The organism is Streptomyces sp. SYP-A7185 (assembly GCF_046103685.1).
In the GTDB taxonomy this organism is placed as follows: Bacteria; Actinomycetota; Actinomycetes; order Streptomycetales; family Streptomycetaceae; genus Streptomyces.
In genome coordinates, this window is sequence record NZ_CP122310.1 from 4959659 (window position 1) to 4974814 (window position 15156).

At 68.6% G+C, this 15156-nt stretch carries 15 protein-coding genes; 8 read left to right on the forward strand and 7 right to left on the reverse strand.

Features of this window, described 5'->3' with window-relative positions; genetic code table 11:
• Positions 1-13: 13 nt before the first annotated feature.
• Positions 14-547, forward strand: a complete 534-nt coding sequence (locus QBL25_RS21720; protein ID WP_409058684.1) for a peptidylprolyl isomerase — start codon at positions 14-16, stop codon at positions 545-547.
• A gap of 117 nt (positions 548-664) precedes the next feature.
• A complete protein-coding gene (locus QBL25_RS21725; protein WP_409058685.1) occupies positions 665-1561 on the forward strand; it encodes a rhomboid family intramembrane serine protease in 897 nt (298 codons plus the stop codon).
• Between the two features lie 387 nt (positions 1562-1948).
• Here the strand turns inward: QBL25_RS21725 and crgA are convergent, their stop codons facing one another.
• A complete protein-coding gene (gene crgA, locus QBL25_RS21730) occupies positions 1949-2203 on the reverse strand; it encodes a cell division protein CrgA (RefSeq protein WP_409058686.1) in 255 nt (84 codons plus the stop codon).
• Between the two features lie 92 nt (positions 2204-2295).
• Between crgA and QBL25_RS21735 the strand changes: the two genes are divergently transcribed.
• The 6 genes from QBL25_RS21735 to QBL25_RS21760 are packed head-to-tail and all read left to right on the forward strand — an operon-like array spanning position 2296 to position 6854.
• Entirely contained in the window at positions 2296-3066 is a 771-nt protein-coding gene (locus tag QBL25_RS21735; RefSeq protein ID WP_409058687.1) for a DUF881 domain-containing protein, read from the forward strand.
• 39 nt (positions 3067-3105) lie between these two features.
• Entirely contained in the window at positions 3106-3798 is a 693-nt protein-coding gene (locus tag QBL25_RS21740) for a class E sortase (protein WP_409058688.1), read from the forward strand.
• Positions 3749-3991, forward strand: a complete 243-nt coding sequence (locus tag QBL25_RS21745; RefSeq protein ID WP_409058689.1) for a hypothetical protein — start codon at positions 3749-3751, stop codon at positions 3989-3991. Before QBL25_RS21740 ends, QBL25_RS21745 begins: the two co-directional genes overlap by 50 nt.
• Complete coding sequence (locus QBL25_RS21750; RefSeq protein WP_409058690.1) at positions 3988-4653, forward strand: aminodeoxychorismate/anthranilate synthase component II; 666 nt, start codon at positions 3988-3990, stop codon at positions 4651-4653. Before QBL25_RS21745 ends, QBL25_RS21750 begins: the two co-directional genes overlap by 4 nt.
• The gene (locus QBL25_RS21755; RefSeq protein WP_409058691.1) at positions 4650-6095 is read left to right on the forward strand and encodes a class E sortase; all 1446 of its coding nucleotides are present in this window, start codon (positions 4650-4652) and stop codon (positions 6093-6095) included. The genes QBL25_RS21750 and QBL25_RS21755 overlap by 4 nt, the downstream gene beginning before the upstream one ends.
• A gap of 24 nt (positions 6096-6119) precedes the next feature.
• Positions 6120-6854: a class E sortase gene (locus QBL25_RS21760; RefSeq protein ID WP_409058692.1), complete on the forward strand. Its 735-nt coding sequence runs from the start codon at positions 6120-6122 to the stop codon at positions 6852-6854.
• Between the two features lie 92 nt (positions 6855-6946).
• Here QBL25_RS21760 and pknB read toward each other — a convergent pair whose 3' ends face one another.
• The 6 genes from pknB to QBL25_RS21790 all read right to left on the reverse strand — a co-directional run bounded on the left by pknB (position 6947) and on the right by QBL25_RS21790 (position 15152).
• Positions 6947-8953 carry a Stk1 family PASTA domain-containing Ser/Thr kinase gene (gene pknB, locus QBL25_RS21765; protein ID WP_409058693.1) on the reverse strand — a complete coding sequence of 669 codons (2007 nt, stop codon included), beginning with the start codon at positions 8951-8953 and terminating at the stop codon, positions 6947-6949.
• Between the two features lie 168 nt (positions 8954-9121).
• Positions 9122-10585, reverse strand: coding sequence for a peptidoglycan D,D-transpeptidase FtsI family protein (locus QBL25_RS21770; RefSeq protein WP_409058694.1), 1464 nt, complete (start codon positions 10583-10585; stop codon positions 9122-9124).
• Positions 10582-12009: an FtsW/RodA/SpoVE family cell cycle protein gene (locus QBL25_RS21775; RefSeq protein ID WP_409058695.1), complete on the reverse strand. Its 1428-nt coding sequence runs from the start codon at positions 12007-12009 to the stop codon at positions 10582-10584. The genes QBL25_RS21770 and QBL25_RS21775 overlap by 4 nt, the downstream gene beginning before the upstream one ends.
• A 26-nt stretch (positions 12010-12035) precedes the next feature.
• A complete protein-coding gene (locus QBL25_RS21780; RefSeq protein ID WP_409058696.1) occupies positions 12036-13592 on the reverse strand; it encodes a Stp1/IreP family PP2C-type Ser/Thr phosphatase in 1557 nt (518 codons plus the stop codon).
• A 131-nt stretch (positions 13593-13723) separates the two neighbouring features.
• Complete coding sequence (locus QBL25_RS21785) at positions 13724-14248, reverse strand: FHA domain-containing protein (RefSeq protein WP_361828992.1); 525 nt, start codon at positions 14246-14248, stop codon at positions 13724-13726.
• Positions 14249-14258: 10 nt separating this feature from the next.
• Positions 14259-15152, reverse strand: a complete 894-nt coding sequence (locus QBL25_RS21790) for an FhaA domain-containing protein (protein WP_409058697.1) — start codon at positions 15150-15152, stop codon at positions 14259-14261.
• Between the last annotated feature and the right edge of the window lie 4 nt (positions 15153-15156).

Below are 15156 nucleotides of genomic sequence, written 5' to 3' on the forward strand. Positions count from 1 at the left end.
CGGAAGGCAGACCGTGGCCGAGCAGCTTTACGCCACCCTGAAGACCAACCGAGGCGACATCGAGGTGCTGCTGCACCCCAACCACACGCCGAAGACGGTCAAGAACTTCGTCGAACTCGCCCAGGGCGAGCGTGAGTGGGTCCACCCGGCGACCGGCAAGAAGACCACGGACCGGCTCTACGACGGCACGGTCTTCCACCGCGTCATCAGCGGCTTCATGATCCAGGGCGGCGACCCGCTGGGCAACGGCACGGGCGGCCCGGGCTACGAGTTCGAGGACGAGTTCCACCCCGACCTCGCCTTCGACAAGCCCTACCTGCTCGCCATGGCCAACGCGGGCCCGGGCACCAACGGCTCCCAGTTCTTCCTGACGGTCTCCCCGACCGCCTGGCTCACGCGCAAGCACACCATCTTCGGTGAGGTCACGGACCCGGCGAGCCAGAAGGTCATCGACCAGATCGCGGCCACGCAGACCAACCCGCGCACCGACCGTCCGGTGAACGACGTGATCATCGAGTCCGTCGACATCGAGACCCGCGGCGCCTGACACCGGCGCATCCCACGAGGGAACCAAACCGCCCCGCTCATCCGTAAGGAAGGGCGGGGCGGTGCGTTCGCACGCGTGGGCGTGACTGTGCCTTCGTACGGACTTAGAGGGGACCCCATGGACCAGGCACCAGGAAGCCCGCAGGGGCCGCAGGACGCGTCGCGGCTGCCCGGCTGTTACCGGCATCCGGACCGCGAGACCGGCATCAGCTGCACCCGCTGCGAGCGGCCGATCTGCCCGGAGTGCATGATCAGCGCCTCGGTCGGCTTCCAGTGCCCCGAGTGCGTGCGCGAGGGATCGGGAACCGGCCACGCGCCCACGGCGAACCAGCCGCGCACGCTCGCGGGCGGCTCGATCGCCACCGACCCGCGCCTGGTGACCAAGATCCTGCTCGGCCTGAACGTCGCGGTGTTCGTCGCGGTCCTCGCCATGGGCGACCGCCTGGTCAACGAGCTGGTTCTGATCGGTGCATGGCCGCCCGAGCCCTTCGTGCCGACCGAGGGCGTCGCCGAGGGCCAGTGGTATCGCCTGGTCACGTCGATGTTCACGCACCAGGAGGTCTGGCACATCGCGTTCAACATGCTCGGCCTGTGGTGGCTCGGCGGCCCCCTGGAAGCAGCGCTCGGCCGCGCCCGCTACCTCTCCCTCTACATGCTGTCCGGCCTGGCGGGCAGCGCGCTCACCTATGTCGTGGCCGCCCCGACGGACGCCTCGCTCGGGGCGTCCGGAGCGATCTTCGGTCTCCTCGGCGCCACCGCGGTCCTGATGCGGCGCCTGAACTACGACATGCGTCCCGTCATCGCGCTGCTCGCGCTGAACCTGCTCTTCACCTTCACCTGGAGCGGCATCGCCTGGGAGGCGCACGTCGGCGGTCTGGTCGCCGGTGTCGCGATCGCCTACGGCATGGTGCACGCGCCTCGCGAGCGGCGGGCGCTCGTGCAGTGGGGGACCTGTGCGGTGGTGCTGGTCATCGTCCTGGCGGCCATCGTCGTCAGGACCGCCCAGCTCGTCTGAGGCCTCTCCCCAGCGGGCTGTCGGCAGCCGGCTCCCGAGCGGACTGCCGGCAGACCCCTCCCGAGCGGACTGCCGGCAGACCCCTCGCAGGCTGTCGGCAGACCTCTGAAGGCCGCCGATGTCGCCCGATGGTCAAAGTTGTCCACAGCGTGTGCCCACACTTGTGCATTGCGTGGGGAACAACAGTGCCCCTTGTCGCTGACCTGGGTTTCCCCAGGAAGCGCAAGGGGCCTGTGAGGGCGTGCGGGCGATCAGCCAGTCATACCGGCGTCAACGCCGAGAGGGTTATCCACAGATCTTCGTTCTTTTCCCCAGCCCGTGTCGGAATGTGGATAGCGCTGTGGATAACTCAGGGCAAGGCTTGCTTTCAGCCCTGCGGGAGGGGCGCTACTTCCACTGGGTGGAGACGCCGAACCCCGCAGCGATGAAGCCGAAGCCGACCACGATGTTCCAGTTGCCCAGCGGGTCGATCGGCAGCTTGCCGTCGGTGACGTAGAAGACGACGATCCAGGCGAGCCCGATGAGGAACATCGCGAGCATCACCGGAGCCACCCAGCTGCGGCTGGTCAGCTTGATGTTCGTCGCCTTCTTCGTGGGCGGCGTGTAATCGTCGGCCTTCTTGCGGATCCGTGACTTCGGCACGAGGGTCTCTCCTGTCGATACGGGGAGCTGAGCCCTCCCCCGGGCGTCCGTTAGCGTAGTGCTTCCGCGGCGCTGAAGGAGATAAGGGTACGTTGAGCAATTCTGCCGACTCCCCCACAGGTCCGGCTCGTCGTCCTCGCTGGCGGCCGGTCCGGTTCCTGACGGCCGCCGTTTTCGCCCTCGCGGGCCTCCTCTTCTTCACCAGCTTCAACACGGCCAAGGGCACGAACATCCGCACCGACGCCTCGCTCCTGAAGCTCTCCGACCTGATCGAGGAGCGCAGCCACAAGAACGGCAAGCTCGACGAGTCCAACGGCTCGCTGCGCGACGACGTCGAGTCCCTGGCCGAGCGCGACAACGGCGGCACGAAGGCCGACGACGCCCGGCTCAAGGCCCTGGAGAAGAACGCGGGCACCAAGAAACTCAAGGGCGAAGCGGTCTCCGTCACCCTCGCCGACGCCCCGCCGAACGCCACCGCCAAGCTCCCCGGCTACCCCGAGCCCCAGCCCAACGACCTGGTCATCCACCAGCAGGACCTCCAGGCCGTGGTGAACGCGCTGTGGCAGGGCGGCGCCAAGGGCATCAAGGTCATGGACCAGCGGCTCATCTCCACCAGCGCCGTCCGCTGCGTGGGCAACACCCTGATCCTCCAGGGCCGCGTCTACTCGCCCCCGTACAAGGTGACCGCGGTCGGGGACCCGGAGAAGCTCAAGACGGCCCTCGCCGCGTCCCCGGAGATCCAGAACTACATGCTGTACGTGAACGCGTACGGCCTCGGCTGGAAAGTCGATGACGACGGGGCGATGACTCTTCCCGGCTACTCGGGCACAGTGGATCTCCACTACGCGAAGCCCGTGGAGTAAGCCGCCCGTGGAGCAAGCCGCTGGGGGAAGCCTGTGTCGGTGCGAGTGCTCGTCAGGACGTTCAGCGAACTGTGCATCACCATCGGCACCTTGATCGTGCTGTTCGTGGTGTACGTCCTGTTCTGGACCGGCGTGAAGGCCGACGACGCCATGGACAGCCAGATCGACACCCTCCAGGACCAGTGGGCGCAAGGCTCGGTCCCGGCCCAGGCCGATGACGCCGCACCGTCGACGTCCTCCCCGAAGGCACCCGCCCCCTACGAGGACGGCAAACCCTTCGCCGTCATGTACATCCCGCGCTTTGGTTTCACGTGGAACAAGCCGGTGCTCCAGGGCACGGGCACCGACGTCCTCAAGAAGGGCCTCGGCCACTACGGCGACACCGCGCAGCTCGGCCAGCGGGGCAACTTCTCCGTGGCGGGCCATCGCCGCACCTACGGAGACCCGTTCAAGGACTTCCCGAAGCTGCGGCCGGACGACCCCGTGGTCCTGACCGACGGCACCACCTGGTTCACGTACCGCATCGACAAGAAGCCCTACAAGACGCTGCCCGGCGACATCGGCGTCATCGATCCCGTCCCGCGCAAGTCCGGATACGAGGGGCCGGGGCGCTACCTCACCCTCACCACCTGCGAGCCGGAGTGGGGCCACAGCCACCGGCTGATCGTCTGGGCCCACCTCGATGCGACCCAGCCCGTCGAGGCCGGGAAACCGGAGGCACTACGCCGTTAGTCTGGTGCCGTACGGCTACGGAAGGGACGGCATGTACGGCTGGATCTGGCGGCATCTGCCGGGAAACGCTTGGATAAGGGCGCTGCTTTCGCTGATGCTCGTCTTCGTGGTGGTCTACGTGCTCTTCCAGTACGTCTTCCCCTGGGCCGAGCCGCTCCTTCCCTTCAACGATGTGACGGTGGACGGCCAGTGAGTACGCCAGAGAGCACCGAAGAACGCCCGCGCCGCATCCTGGTCGTCGACAACTACGACAGCTTCGTCTTCAACCTCGTCCAGTACCTCTACCAGCTGGGTGCCGAGTGCGAGGTCGTACGCAACGACGAGGTCGAGCTGCGCCACGCGCAGGACGGCTTCGACGGCGTCCTGCTCTCCCCGGGACCCGGTACGCCCGAGCAGGCGGGCGTCTGCGTCGACATGGTGCGGCACTGCGCGGGCTCCGGCGTGCCCGTCTTCGGCGTCTGCCTCGGCATGCAGTCGATGGCGGTGGCGTACGGCGGAGTGGTGGACCGCGCGCCGGAGTTGCTGCACGGCAAGACGTCCCGGGTGGTCCACGAGGGCAAGGGCGTCTTCGCCGGGCTTCCCTCGCCGTTCATCGCGACGCGCTATCACTCGCTCGCCGCCGAGCCGGCCACGGTTCCGGCCGAGCTCGAAGTGACCGCCCGCACGGAGGACGGCATCATCATGGGTCTGCGCCACCGTGAACTGCTCGTCGAAGGCGTGCAGTTCCACCCCGAGTCGGTGCTCACCGAGCACGGCCACCGCATGCTCGCCAACTGGCTGGTGGAGTGCGGGGACCGGGGGGCCATCGGCCGGTCGAGCGGGCTGGCCCCGGTGGTGGGCAGGGCCACGGCGTGACCGCGGTGCGTCCCGAGCGCGATTCCTCCGGAGTTCCGTACGACGAGCAGTACGCGTCGCACGGGGAGTCCGGGGATTTCGAAGCGCCCGGGGCGTTCGAGGCCGCCGTCGACCACCTCGCCGATCCGCTGACCGATCCGCTGCCGGGTCAGCAGGGCCAGCAGGGCCAGCAGGGCCAGCACCCCTCGCCGTGGTTCCGCAGCGGGGCCGCGGAGCCCGAGCCGCAGCCGCAGCCGGCGCCGCGACCGCTGCCGGAGCAGCACCAGGAGCAGGAGTGGTACGACCCCGAGGGGTACGCCCGCGACTGGTACGGGGTGCGGGAACCGACGTACGAGGAGCTGTACGGCGGATACGCCCCACAGCAACAACAGCAACAGCAACAGCAACAGCGGCAACAACAACAGCAGCAACAGCAACCGGGACCCGCTCCCGCGTCCGCCGCCCCCGCACCGGCGGCGTACGAACCGATACCCGCGACACCCGCGACACCCGCGACCCCCACGACACCCGCGACCCCCCGGCCCCAGGAACACCCCCGGCCGGTCGACGACGAGACCGTCGGGCTGCGGACCTCGGACACGCGCCGAATAGCCGACCCGGAAGGCTCCACCCTCTCCCCGCCGGAAGGCGAGGGCCGGGCCGCCCGCCGCAAGGCCGCCAAGAAGGGCGCCTCGCGCGCCTCAGGCGGCTCCCGGGGCTCCGGCGCCACCGGGGGCCCCGCGGCTCCCCTCTCCCGCGTGGAGGCCCGTCGCGCCGAGCGTGCGCGCAAGCCCACCGCGGGCGCCGTGGTGAGCCGGGGGATCGGCGAGGTCTTCATCACCGTCGGCGTCCTGATGCTCCTCTTCGTCACGTACCAGCTGTGGTGGACGAACATCCGCGCCCACCAGCAGGCCAACGGCGCGGCCAGCGACCTCCAGGAGAAGTGGGCGACCGGCAAGGGCAAACCGGGCGCCTTCGAGCCGGGGCAGGGCTTCGCGCTGCTGCACATCCCGCGCCTGGACGTGGTCGTGCCGATCGCCGAGGGCATCGACAAGGCGAAGGTCCTGGACCGCGGCATGGTCGGGCACTACAACGAGGGCGGCACCAAGACGCCCATGCCGGACGCGAAGAAGGGCAACTTCGCGGTCGCCGGGCACCGCAACACCCACGGTGAGCCGTTCCGCTACATCAACCAGCTCGAACCGGGCGACCCCATCGTCGTCGAGACGCAGGACAAGTACTTCGTCTACAAGATGGCGAGCATCCTGCCCCAGACGAGCCCCGGCAACATCTCGGTGATCGACCCGGTGCCCGCGGGATCGGGCTTCACCAAACCGGGCCGGTACATCACACTGACCACCTGCACCCCGGAATTCACGAGTAAGTATCGAATGATCGTCTGGGGCAAGATGGTCGAGGAACGACCGCGCGGCGAGGGCAAACCGAGCGCGCTCGTCAACTAGAACGGTGAGAACGGGGCACATCGAGTGGCAGCCACGACCGACCACGACGAGAAGCAGGCCGAGGCGCCCGCACCGGCACCACGGCCACGGGGGCGGGGTCCCCTCGCCACGGCGGTCAGCGTCTTCGGTGAACTCCTCATCACCGCGGGCCTGGTGCTCGGTCTCTTCGTCGTCTACTCGCTCTGGTGGACCAACGTCGTCGCGGACCGCGAGGCGCACAAGCAGGGCGACCAGGTGCGCGACCGCTGGGCGGGCGGCCCGGGGAACCTGAACACCAAGGACGGCATCGGCTTCCTGCACGTGCCCGCGATGGGCAACGGCGAGATCCTGGTCAAGAAGGGCACCGGCAGCAAGGAGCTCAACCACGGCGTGGCGGGCTACTACCAGGACCCCGTCAAGTCGGCGCTCCCCCAGGACAAGGAAGGCAACTTCACGCTGGCCGCGCACCGCGACGGCCACGGCGCGAAGTTCCACAAGATCGACAAGATCAAGAAGGGCGACGCGATCGTCTTCGAAGCCCGGGACAAGTGGTACGTGTACAAGGTGTACTCGATGCTCCCCGAGACCTCGAAGTACAACGTGAAGGTCCTGAATCCCGTCCCGAAGGAATCGGGCGCGAAGAAGCCGGGCCGCTACATCACCCTGACGACGTGCACGCCGGTCTACACGTCCAACTACCGCTATGTGGTCTGGGGCGAGCTGGAGCGCGTCGAGAAGGTCGACAACAAGCGCACGCCGCCGGCGGAACTGGCCGACTGAGGCGCCGCCCCTCCCGGGGCCACGCACGAAAGAGCCCCGGACACCAGCTGCCGACTGGTGTCCGGGGCTCTTCCGCGTCCTGCTGCGGGAGGCTAGTCCTCGTCGTGGCGGGAGAAGCCCGCGTTGCCGCCGAGGAAGCCGCCTCCGTCGTCACCGCCGTTGCCGCCGCCGTTGTCGCCCGGGTTGCCGCCGCCCGCCGTGGTCAGGTTGATCGCGGTGTCGGGTGCGACCTGCTGGCCCGCGGGCGGGTCCGAGAGGACGACGAGGGCGTCGTCGTCCTGCGGGCCCGCGATGTTGCCGACCGTGAGACCGGCGCCCTCGATGGCCTTGCGGGCGTCCTTGAGCTTCTGGCCGGTGAGCGCCGGGACGCCGACCTGCTCGGCCTTCTTGGCGACCTTCAGCGTCACCGTCGAGCCCGGGTCTGCCTGGGTCTGCGGGGGGAGGTTCTGGGAGATGACCTTGCCGGCTTCGACGGAGTCGCTCTCCTCCTCCTCGCAGGTGCCGACCAGGTCGTTGGACTTCAGCTGGGCCTTGGCCTCTTCACAGGTCTTGCCGGTGACGTCGGGGACCGTGGACTTGGCGGCCTTCTTGGCCACCTCAAGGGTGATCTTGCTGCCCTTCTGCACCTCGGTGCCGGCGAAGGGGTCCTGGTCGAGCACCTCGCCCGGCGTGCCCGAGGACTCGACCGGCTTGGTGCTGACGTCGAACTGGTACTTGTCGCCCTCGAGCTTCTTCGTGGCGGCGTCGACGTTCAGGCCGATGACCTTCGGCACGGCGACCTTCCTGGCCCCCGTGGACACCGTCACCGAGATCGTGTCGCCCTTGTTGACCGTGGCGTTCGCGCCCGGGTCCTGCGAGCAGATCTCGCCCCTCGGATACTTGTCGCACGGCTCGCGGGTGGAGGCGTCGAGTACGAGGTCCACGTTCTTGGCGGACTTCTTCGCGTCTTCGAGCTTCTCGCCGACGAAGTTCGGGGCCTTGATCGTGTCGTCGCCACCGCCGCCCCCGGTGAAGGCCCACTTGCCGATCAGGATCGCGCCCACCAGGACCAGCAGGCCCGCGACCACCAGCAGGATCGTGGACGTGTTGTTCTTCTTCTGGCGGCGGCGCGAGTGGTCGTCATAACCGTCGTCCGGGCCGACCGGCGGCATCATCGACGTCTGGGCGCCGCCGTTCTGCGGGCGCAGCATCGCCGTCTGCTGGTCGTCCGGGTGGCCGCCGTAACCGACCGCGCCCATGGCCGCGGTGGCCTGGACGGGCTGGCCGTCGAGGCAGGCCTCGATGTCGGCGCGCATCTCGTCGGCCGACTGGTAGCGGTAGTCCGGGTCCTTGGTGAGGGCCTTCAGGACGATGGCGTCCATCTCCGGCGTGATCTCGCCGTCGAAGACGCTCGGCGCCTGCGGCTCCTCGCGCACGTGCTGGTAGGCGACCGCCACCGGGGAGTCCCCGACGAAGGGCGGCCGCACCGTGAGGAGCTCGTAGAGCAGACAGCCCGTGGAGTAGAGGTCGCTTCGCGCGTCGACCTGCTCGCCCTTGGCCTGCTCGGGCGAGAGGTACTGCGCGGTGCCGATGACCGCCGCGGTCTGCGTCATCGTCATGCCCGAGTCGCCCATGGCGCGGGCGATGCCGAAGTCCATGACCTTGACCTGGCCGTTGCGCGTCAGCATGACGTTCGCGGGCTTGATGTCGCGGTGGACGATGCCGTTGCGGTGGGAGTACTCCAGGGCCTGGAGGATGCCGATGGTCATCTCCATGGCGCGCTCGGGCAGCAGCTTGCGCCCGGAGTGCAGCAGCTCACGCAGGGTGGAGCCGTCGACGTACTCCATCACGATGTACGGGATGGAGACCCCGTCCACGTAATCCTCGCCGGTGTCGTAGACCGCGACGATCGCAGGATGGTTGAGCGAGGCGGCCGACTGGGCCTCGCGGCGGAACCGGGCCTGGAACGACGGGTCACGCGCGAGGTCGACCCGCAGCGTCTTCACCGCCACGGTGCGTCCGAGGCGGGTGTCGTGCGCGAGGTAAACCTCCGCCATCCCACCTCGGCCGAGCACCTGGCCCAGCTCGTACCGCCCGCCGAGGCGACGCGGCTCTTCCATAGCTAATCCAGCCCTCTCCGTCAGTCCCGACCGCACCCTTGTGTGGTCCGGCGGTGTGCTGTCCGGGCATACCGTACCCGGCTCGCCTTACGTGACCCGGCCGCCACCGTCACCCGATACAGGACCGGTATCGCAACGTGCACTGATGTGGAGGAGCCGTGACGGGGGTCACTTCTTGCTGTCGAGAACCGCCTGCATCACGCTCTTGGCGATGGGGGCGGCCAGACCGCCGCCGGAGATGTCGTCGCGGCTGGCCTTGCTGTCCTCGACGACCACCGCGACGGCCACCGGCGAACCGGAGTCGGTCTTGGCGTAGCTGATGAACCAGGCGTAGGGGTTCTCGCTGTTGTCGACGCCGTGCTGGGCCGTACCGGTCTTGCCGCCCACGGTCACGCCCGGGATCTTGGCGTTCGTGCCCGTGCCGTCGTTGACGACCGTCTGCATCATGTCCTGGAGCTTCTGCGCGTTCTCCTCGGACAGCGGCCGGCTCATCTCCTTGGGCGCGTGCTTCTCGATCACGTCCAGGTTCGGCGCCTGAAGCTCGCTCACCATGTACGGCTCCATGAGCTTGCCGTCATTGGCGATGGCCGAGGCGACCATGGCCATCTGGAGCGGCGTCGCGGCCGTCTCGAACTGGCCGATGGAGGAGAGCGCGGTCTGCGGCTTGTCCATCTTCTTGGGGAAGACGGAGGCGTTCGAGCGGACCGGCACGAACTGCTCTTCGTTGAAGCCGAACTTCTCGGCCGTCTCCAGCATCGCGTCCTTGCCGAGGTCCGAGCCGACCTTGCCGAAGACGGTGTTGCAGGACACCCGCAGCGCCTCGCGCAGCGTGGCGTTCTTGCAGGGGATGTTCCCCTCGTTCTTCAGCTCGGTCTGGGTGTCGGGCATCGTCCAGGGCAGCGGCGACTTGGTCGGCGAGTCGATGTCGTCGTACAGGTCGTGCTCCAGCGCCGCCGCGGCGGTCACCGCCTTGAAGGTGGAGCCGGGCGGATACGTCTCGCGCAGCGCGCGGTTCAGCATCGGCTGGTCTTTGTTCTTGTCCAGCTTCCCGAACTCCTCGGCCTCCTCGTTCGTGTTCCCCGCGAAGGTCGAGGGGTCGTACGAAGGAGCCGACGCCAGCGCCAGGATCGCGCCGGTGGAGGGGTCGAGCGCGGCGACCGCGCCCTTGCCACGGCCCTTGAGACCGTCGTACGCGGCCTTCTGCGCGGCCGCGTTGAGGGTCGTGACGGCGTTGCCGCCCTGCTTCTTCTTGCCCGTGATCATGTCCAGGCTGCGGGTGAAGAAGAGCCGGTCGTCGTTGCCGGTGAGGATGCCGTCCTCAAGGGACTCGATCTGCGTGGCACCGATGCGCTGCGAGGCGAAACCGGTGACGGGGGACCACATGGGCCCGTTCTTGTACGTCCGCTTGTACTTGTAGTCACCGCTGCCGACCTCTTTGGACCCGGTGATGGCCTTGCCGTCGACGATGATGTCGCCGCGCGGCTGGGCGTACCGCTCGATGGAGACGCGGCGGTTCTTGTCGTGCTCGGCCAGCGTGTCGGCCTGGACGTACTGGAGCCAGTTGTCGCGCGCCAGCAGGGCGAGGACGAGCAGCCCGCAGAAGATCGCGATCCGGCGCAGGGGCTTGTTCACGGTCGGACCACCTGCGTCATTTCGGCGTCGGGGTTGGGGGCGGGAGCCGGCGCCGGACGGCGCGCGGTGTCACTGATGCGGATGAGGATGCCGACGAGGGCCCAGTTGGCGATCACGGAGGAACCGCCGTTCGCGATGAACGGCATGGTCATACCGGTCAGCGGGATCAGGCCCATGACGCCGCCGGAGACGACGAACACCTGGATGGCGAAGGCGCCGGACAGGCCGATCGCCAGGAGCTTGCCGAACGGGTCGCGGGCGGCGAGCGCCGTGCGCACACCGCGCTCCACGATCAGCCCGTAGATCAACAGGATCGCCATGACGCCGGCCAGACCCAGCTCCTCGCCGAAGGTGGCGAGGATGAAGTCGGAGTTGGCGGCGAAGCCGATCAGGTCGGAGTGGCCCTGGCCGAGGCCGGTGCCGAGCACGCCGCCCGAACCGAACGCCATCAGCGACTGGGCGATCTGGTCACTGCCCGTGGAGGCGATGACCGCGTCGGAGAACGGGTTCAGCCAGGCGTCCACACGCTCCTGCACGTGCGGCTCGAAGGTCGCCACACCCACCGCGCCCACCGAGGACATCACCAGACCGAACACGATCCAGCTGGTGCGCTCCGTGGCGACGTACAGCATCACGACGAACATGCCGAAGAACAGCAGCGACGTACCGAGGTCGGTCTCGAAGACCAGGATCAGGATCGACATCGCCCACACCACGATGATCGGACCGAGGTCACGGCCACGCGGCAGGTAGATGCCCATGAAACGGCGGCTGGCCAGGGCCAGCGCATCGCGTTTCACCATCAGATAACCGGCGAAGAAGACCGCGATCACGATCTTCGCGAACTCACCGGGCTGGATGGAGAAGCCCGCGACGCTGATCCAGATGCGCGCGCCGAAGACGTTCATGCCCAGCCCCGGCACGAGCGGAAGCAGCAGCAGGGCCAGCGCCACGACCATGGAGATGTACGTGTAGCGCTGGAGGACGCGGTGGTCCTTGAGCAGCAGCAGCACGCCCACGAACAGCGCGATGCCGATGGCGGAGTACATCAGCTGCTTGGGCGCCGAGGCGCTGAACGAGCCGTTCGCCGCCTTGGCGAGGTTCTGGAGCTTCTCCGACTGGTCCAGGCGCCAGATGACCACCAGACCGAGGCCGTTGAGCAGCGTCGCGAGCGGCAGCAGCAGCGGGTCCGCGTAGGGCGCGAACCTGCGCACCACGATGTGGCCGACGGACGCGAGCAGCCCGAGCCCGCAGCCGTACCCGAGCATGCCGGACGGCAGCTCGCCGTCGATCGCGAGGCCCACGTTGATGTAGGCGAACAGCGGGATGACGACGGCGAACGCGAGGAGCGCGAGCTCGGTGTTGCGCCTGCTCGGCGCCCCGATCGCGCCGATGGTCGACGTGTGTGTAGTGCTACTGCTCATGGCGTGCAAAGGCCCCCAACGGCTGCTTACTGCTTACCGCACAGCGGGACCAGCTTCTCCTCGTCCTCGGAGAGGCTGGGGCCGGGTGTGGGAGTCGGTGCGGTCTTGGACTTGTTCTTGTCGGTCGAGCTGTTCTTGTCGTTCGTGTCGCTCTTGTCGTTCTTGTCCGCCGGGTCGGTCGGATCGTCGCTGGGAGCCTTGGCCGCCAGACCGGTCGTACCGCCCGCCTCGCCCTCGCCGGGCTTGGCGTTCTCGCGCTCCGCCTCGCGGCGCTTGGCGTCCTTCTCGCAGGCCGAAGCCTGCAGGCCGAGCTCCTCGATCTTGCTCTTGGCGTCGTCGAGATTGCCCTCGGGAATCGTCCCCTCGACCTGCTTGCGCTGATACGGCGGCAGGTACTTGAGTTCGATCTTGGGGTAGTCCTCCTCGACCTTCGACAGGCTGACCCACGCCAGATCCTGGTCGATGCCGCGGTACAGGGCGACGTTGTCCTCGTTCGTGCCCACGTAGTACTGAGTCTGCGTCCAGCGGTAACCGCCGTACAGGCCGCCGCCGATGACCGCCAGGGCGAGCACCGTGTACAGCGATCTCTTGAGCCACCTGCGGCCGCCACGGGGCTTGACGAAGTCCTCGTCGCTGTACGCGCCGAAGCTCCCCTCGGGCACGTATCCCGCCGTGTCGCCGCTCCCGGGCGGCCCGAAGCCGCCTCCGGAAGGCTGCGGCGGCACCGGGCGGCCGAGCCCCGACGCACGGCCCGCGGGCGTCTGCATGGCGCCGTCGTCCTGCGCCTGGAGCTGGTTCTCGGCGACCGCGCCGACCACCACGGGGGTGTCGGACAGCTGACCCGCCAGAGTGTCGCCGCTGTCGATGTCCAGGACATCGGCCACGATCACCGTGATGTTGTCGGGACCGCCGCCGCGCAGCGCGAGCTGAATCAGCTCCTGCACGGTCTCCTGCGGGCCCTGGTAACTCGCCAGGGTGTCTTCCATCGTCTGGTGCGAGACGACGCCCGACAGGCCGTCCGAGCAGATCAAATACCGGTCGCCGGCACGGACTTCACGGATCGAGAGATCCGGCTCGACGTGCTCACCGCTGCCCAGCGCACGCATCAGCAGCGAACGCTGCGGATGGGTCGTGGCCTCCTCCTCGGTGATCCGGCCCTCGTCGACCAGACGCTGCACCCAGGTGTGGTCCTGCGTGATCTGCGTCAGGACGCCGTCCCGCAGGAGATAGGCGCGCGAGTCGCCCACGTGCACCAGACCCAGCCGCTGACCCGTCCACAGCAGGGCGGTCAGGGTCGTCCCCATGCCCTCCAGCTGCGGGTCCTCCTCGACCATCAGCCGCAACTGGTCGTTGGCCCGCTGCACGGCGGTGCCGAGCGACGTGAGGATGTCCGACCCCGGCACGTCGTCGTCGAGCGTGACGAGCGTCGAGATCACCTCGGAGCTCGCCACCTCACCCGCGGCCTGGCCCCCCATGCCGTCGGCGATCGCGAGGAGACGCGGACCGGCGTAACCCGAGTCCTCGTTCCCCTCCCGGATCATGCCTTTGTGCGATCCGGCGGCGAAGCGCAAAGACAGACTCATGCGCACCTCGCCCGTCGGCTCCGGGTACATCCGCACGGTGCCCACCCTCCGGTCGGGAGCGCGCTGGCGTCCAGTGTGTGGACAGCCCTTTCGGCTCGCTCGCTCCGCTCGCGCTCTGTCATGACGTAGTACTACTTCCGCAGCTCGATGACGGTCTTGCCGATGCGGATCGGCGCGCCCAGCGGAACGGGCGTCGGGGTGGTGAGTCGGGTCCGGTCGAGATACGTGCCGTTGGTGGACCCGAGATCCTCGACGATCCACTGGCCGTCACGGTCCGGGTAGATCCTGGCATGCCTGCTGGACGCGTAGTCGTCGTCCAGCACGATCGTCGAATCGTGCGCTCGGCCCAGCGTGATCGTCTGACCCTGGAGGGCGACCGTCGTGCCCGCCAGGATCCCTTCGGATACGACCAGCTTGCTGGGGGCGCCGCGGCGCTGCCGCCCGCCGCCCTGCTGCTGGCGCTGGGGAGGTGGTGTGGCCGCCTGCTGTTGCTGGCGTGCGGCCTGCTGCGGTCGCGCGTTCTCCCGGCGCGATCCGCGCTGAGTGACGCGCGTACCGAACAGGTCGCTGCGGATGACCTGGACGGCCACGATCACGAACAGCCACAGAACGGCTAGGAAACCCAGCCGCATGACCGTCAGGGTCAGCTCTGACATTGCCCCCGCTTCACCCTTCGGCTTGCCGGTAAACGATGGTGGTTTGGCCCACGACGATCCGCGAGCCGTCGCGGAGCGTAGCGCGGGTGGTGTGCTGCCCGTCTACCACGATGCCGTTGGTAGACCCGAGATCCTGGATCGTCGAGGGCGTTCCGGTCCGGATCTCACAGTGCCGGCGCGATACGCCGGGGTCGTCGATCCGCACATCGGCGTCGGTGCTGCGTCCCAGCACCAGCGTCGGGCGGGAGATCTGATGGCGATTGCCGTTGATCTCGATCCAGCGCCGCACCTGCGCACCCGGAAGAGGTCCCGCGCCGGGCCCCTGAGGGCGGCCCGGAGCCGGTGCGGCCCCGCCGGGACGACCGCCCGGAGGCGGCGCGGCGGGCATGGGAGGGGCGCTGGAGGGCTGAGCGGGCTGCGGATAGCCATAACCACCGCCCGCGCCGCCCGCGGGGGGCCTCGCGGGGCTGTGGCCGCCGCCCGCGGGCCCCGTGGGGGCGGCCGGGGCGCGCTCGGGGCTCTGCGAGGTGCTGGACGCGAGCGTGCGGCTGCGCACCCGGTACAGACCCGTGTCGAGATCCTCGGCCTTCTCCAAGTGGACCTTGATGGGGCCCATGAAGCTGTACCGCTGCTGCTTGGCGTACTCCCGCACCATCCCGGACAGCTCGTCGCCGAGCTGGCCCGAGTAGGGGCTCAGACGCTCGAAGTCGGGCGCGCTGAGCTCCACGATGAAGTCATTGGGGACGACCGTCCGCTCGCGGTTCCAGATCGTCGCGTTGTTGTCGCACTCGCGCTGCAGGGCGCCGGCGATCTCGACGGGCTGGACCTCGGACTTGAACACCTTGGCGAAGGTGCCGTTGACGAGACCTTCGAGTCGCTGCTCGAACTTCTTCATGACTCCCATGGGG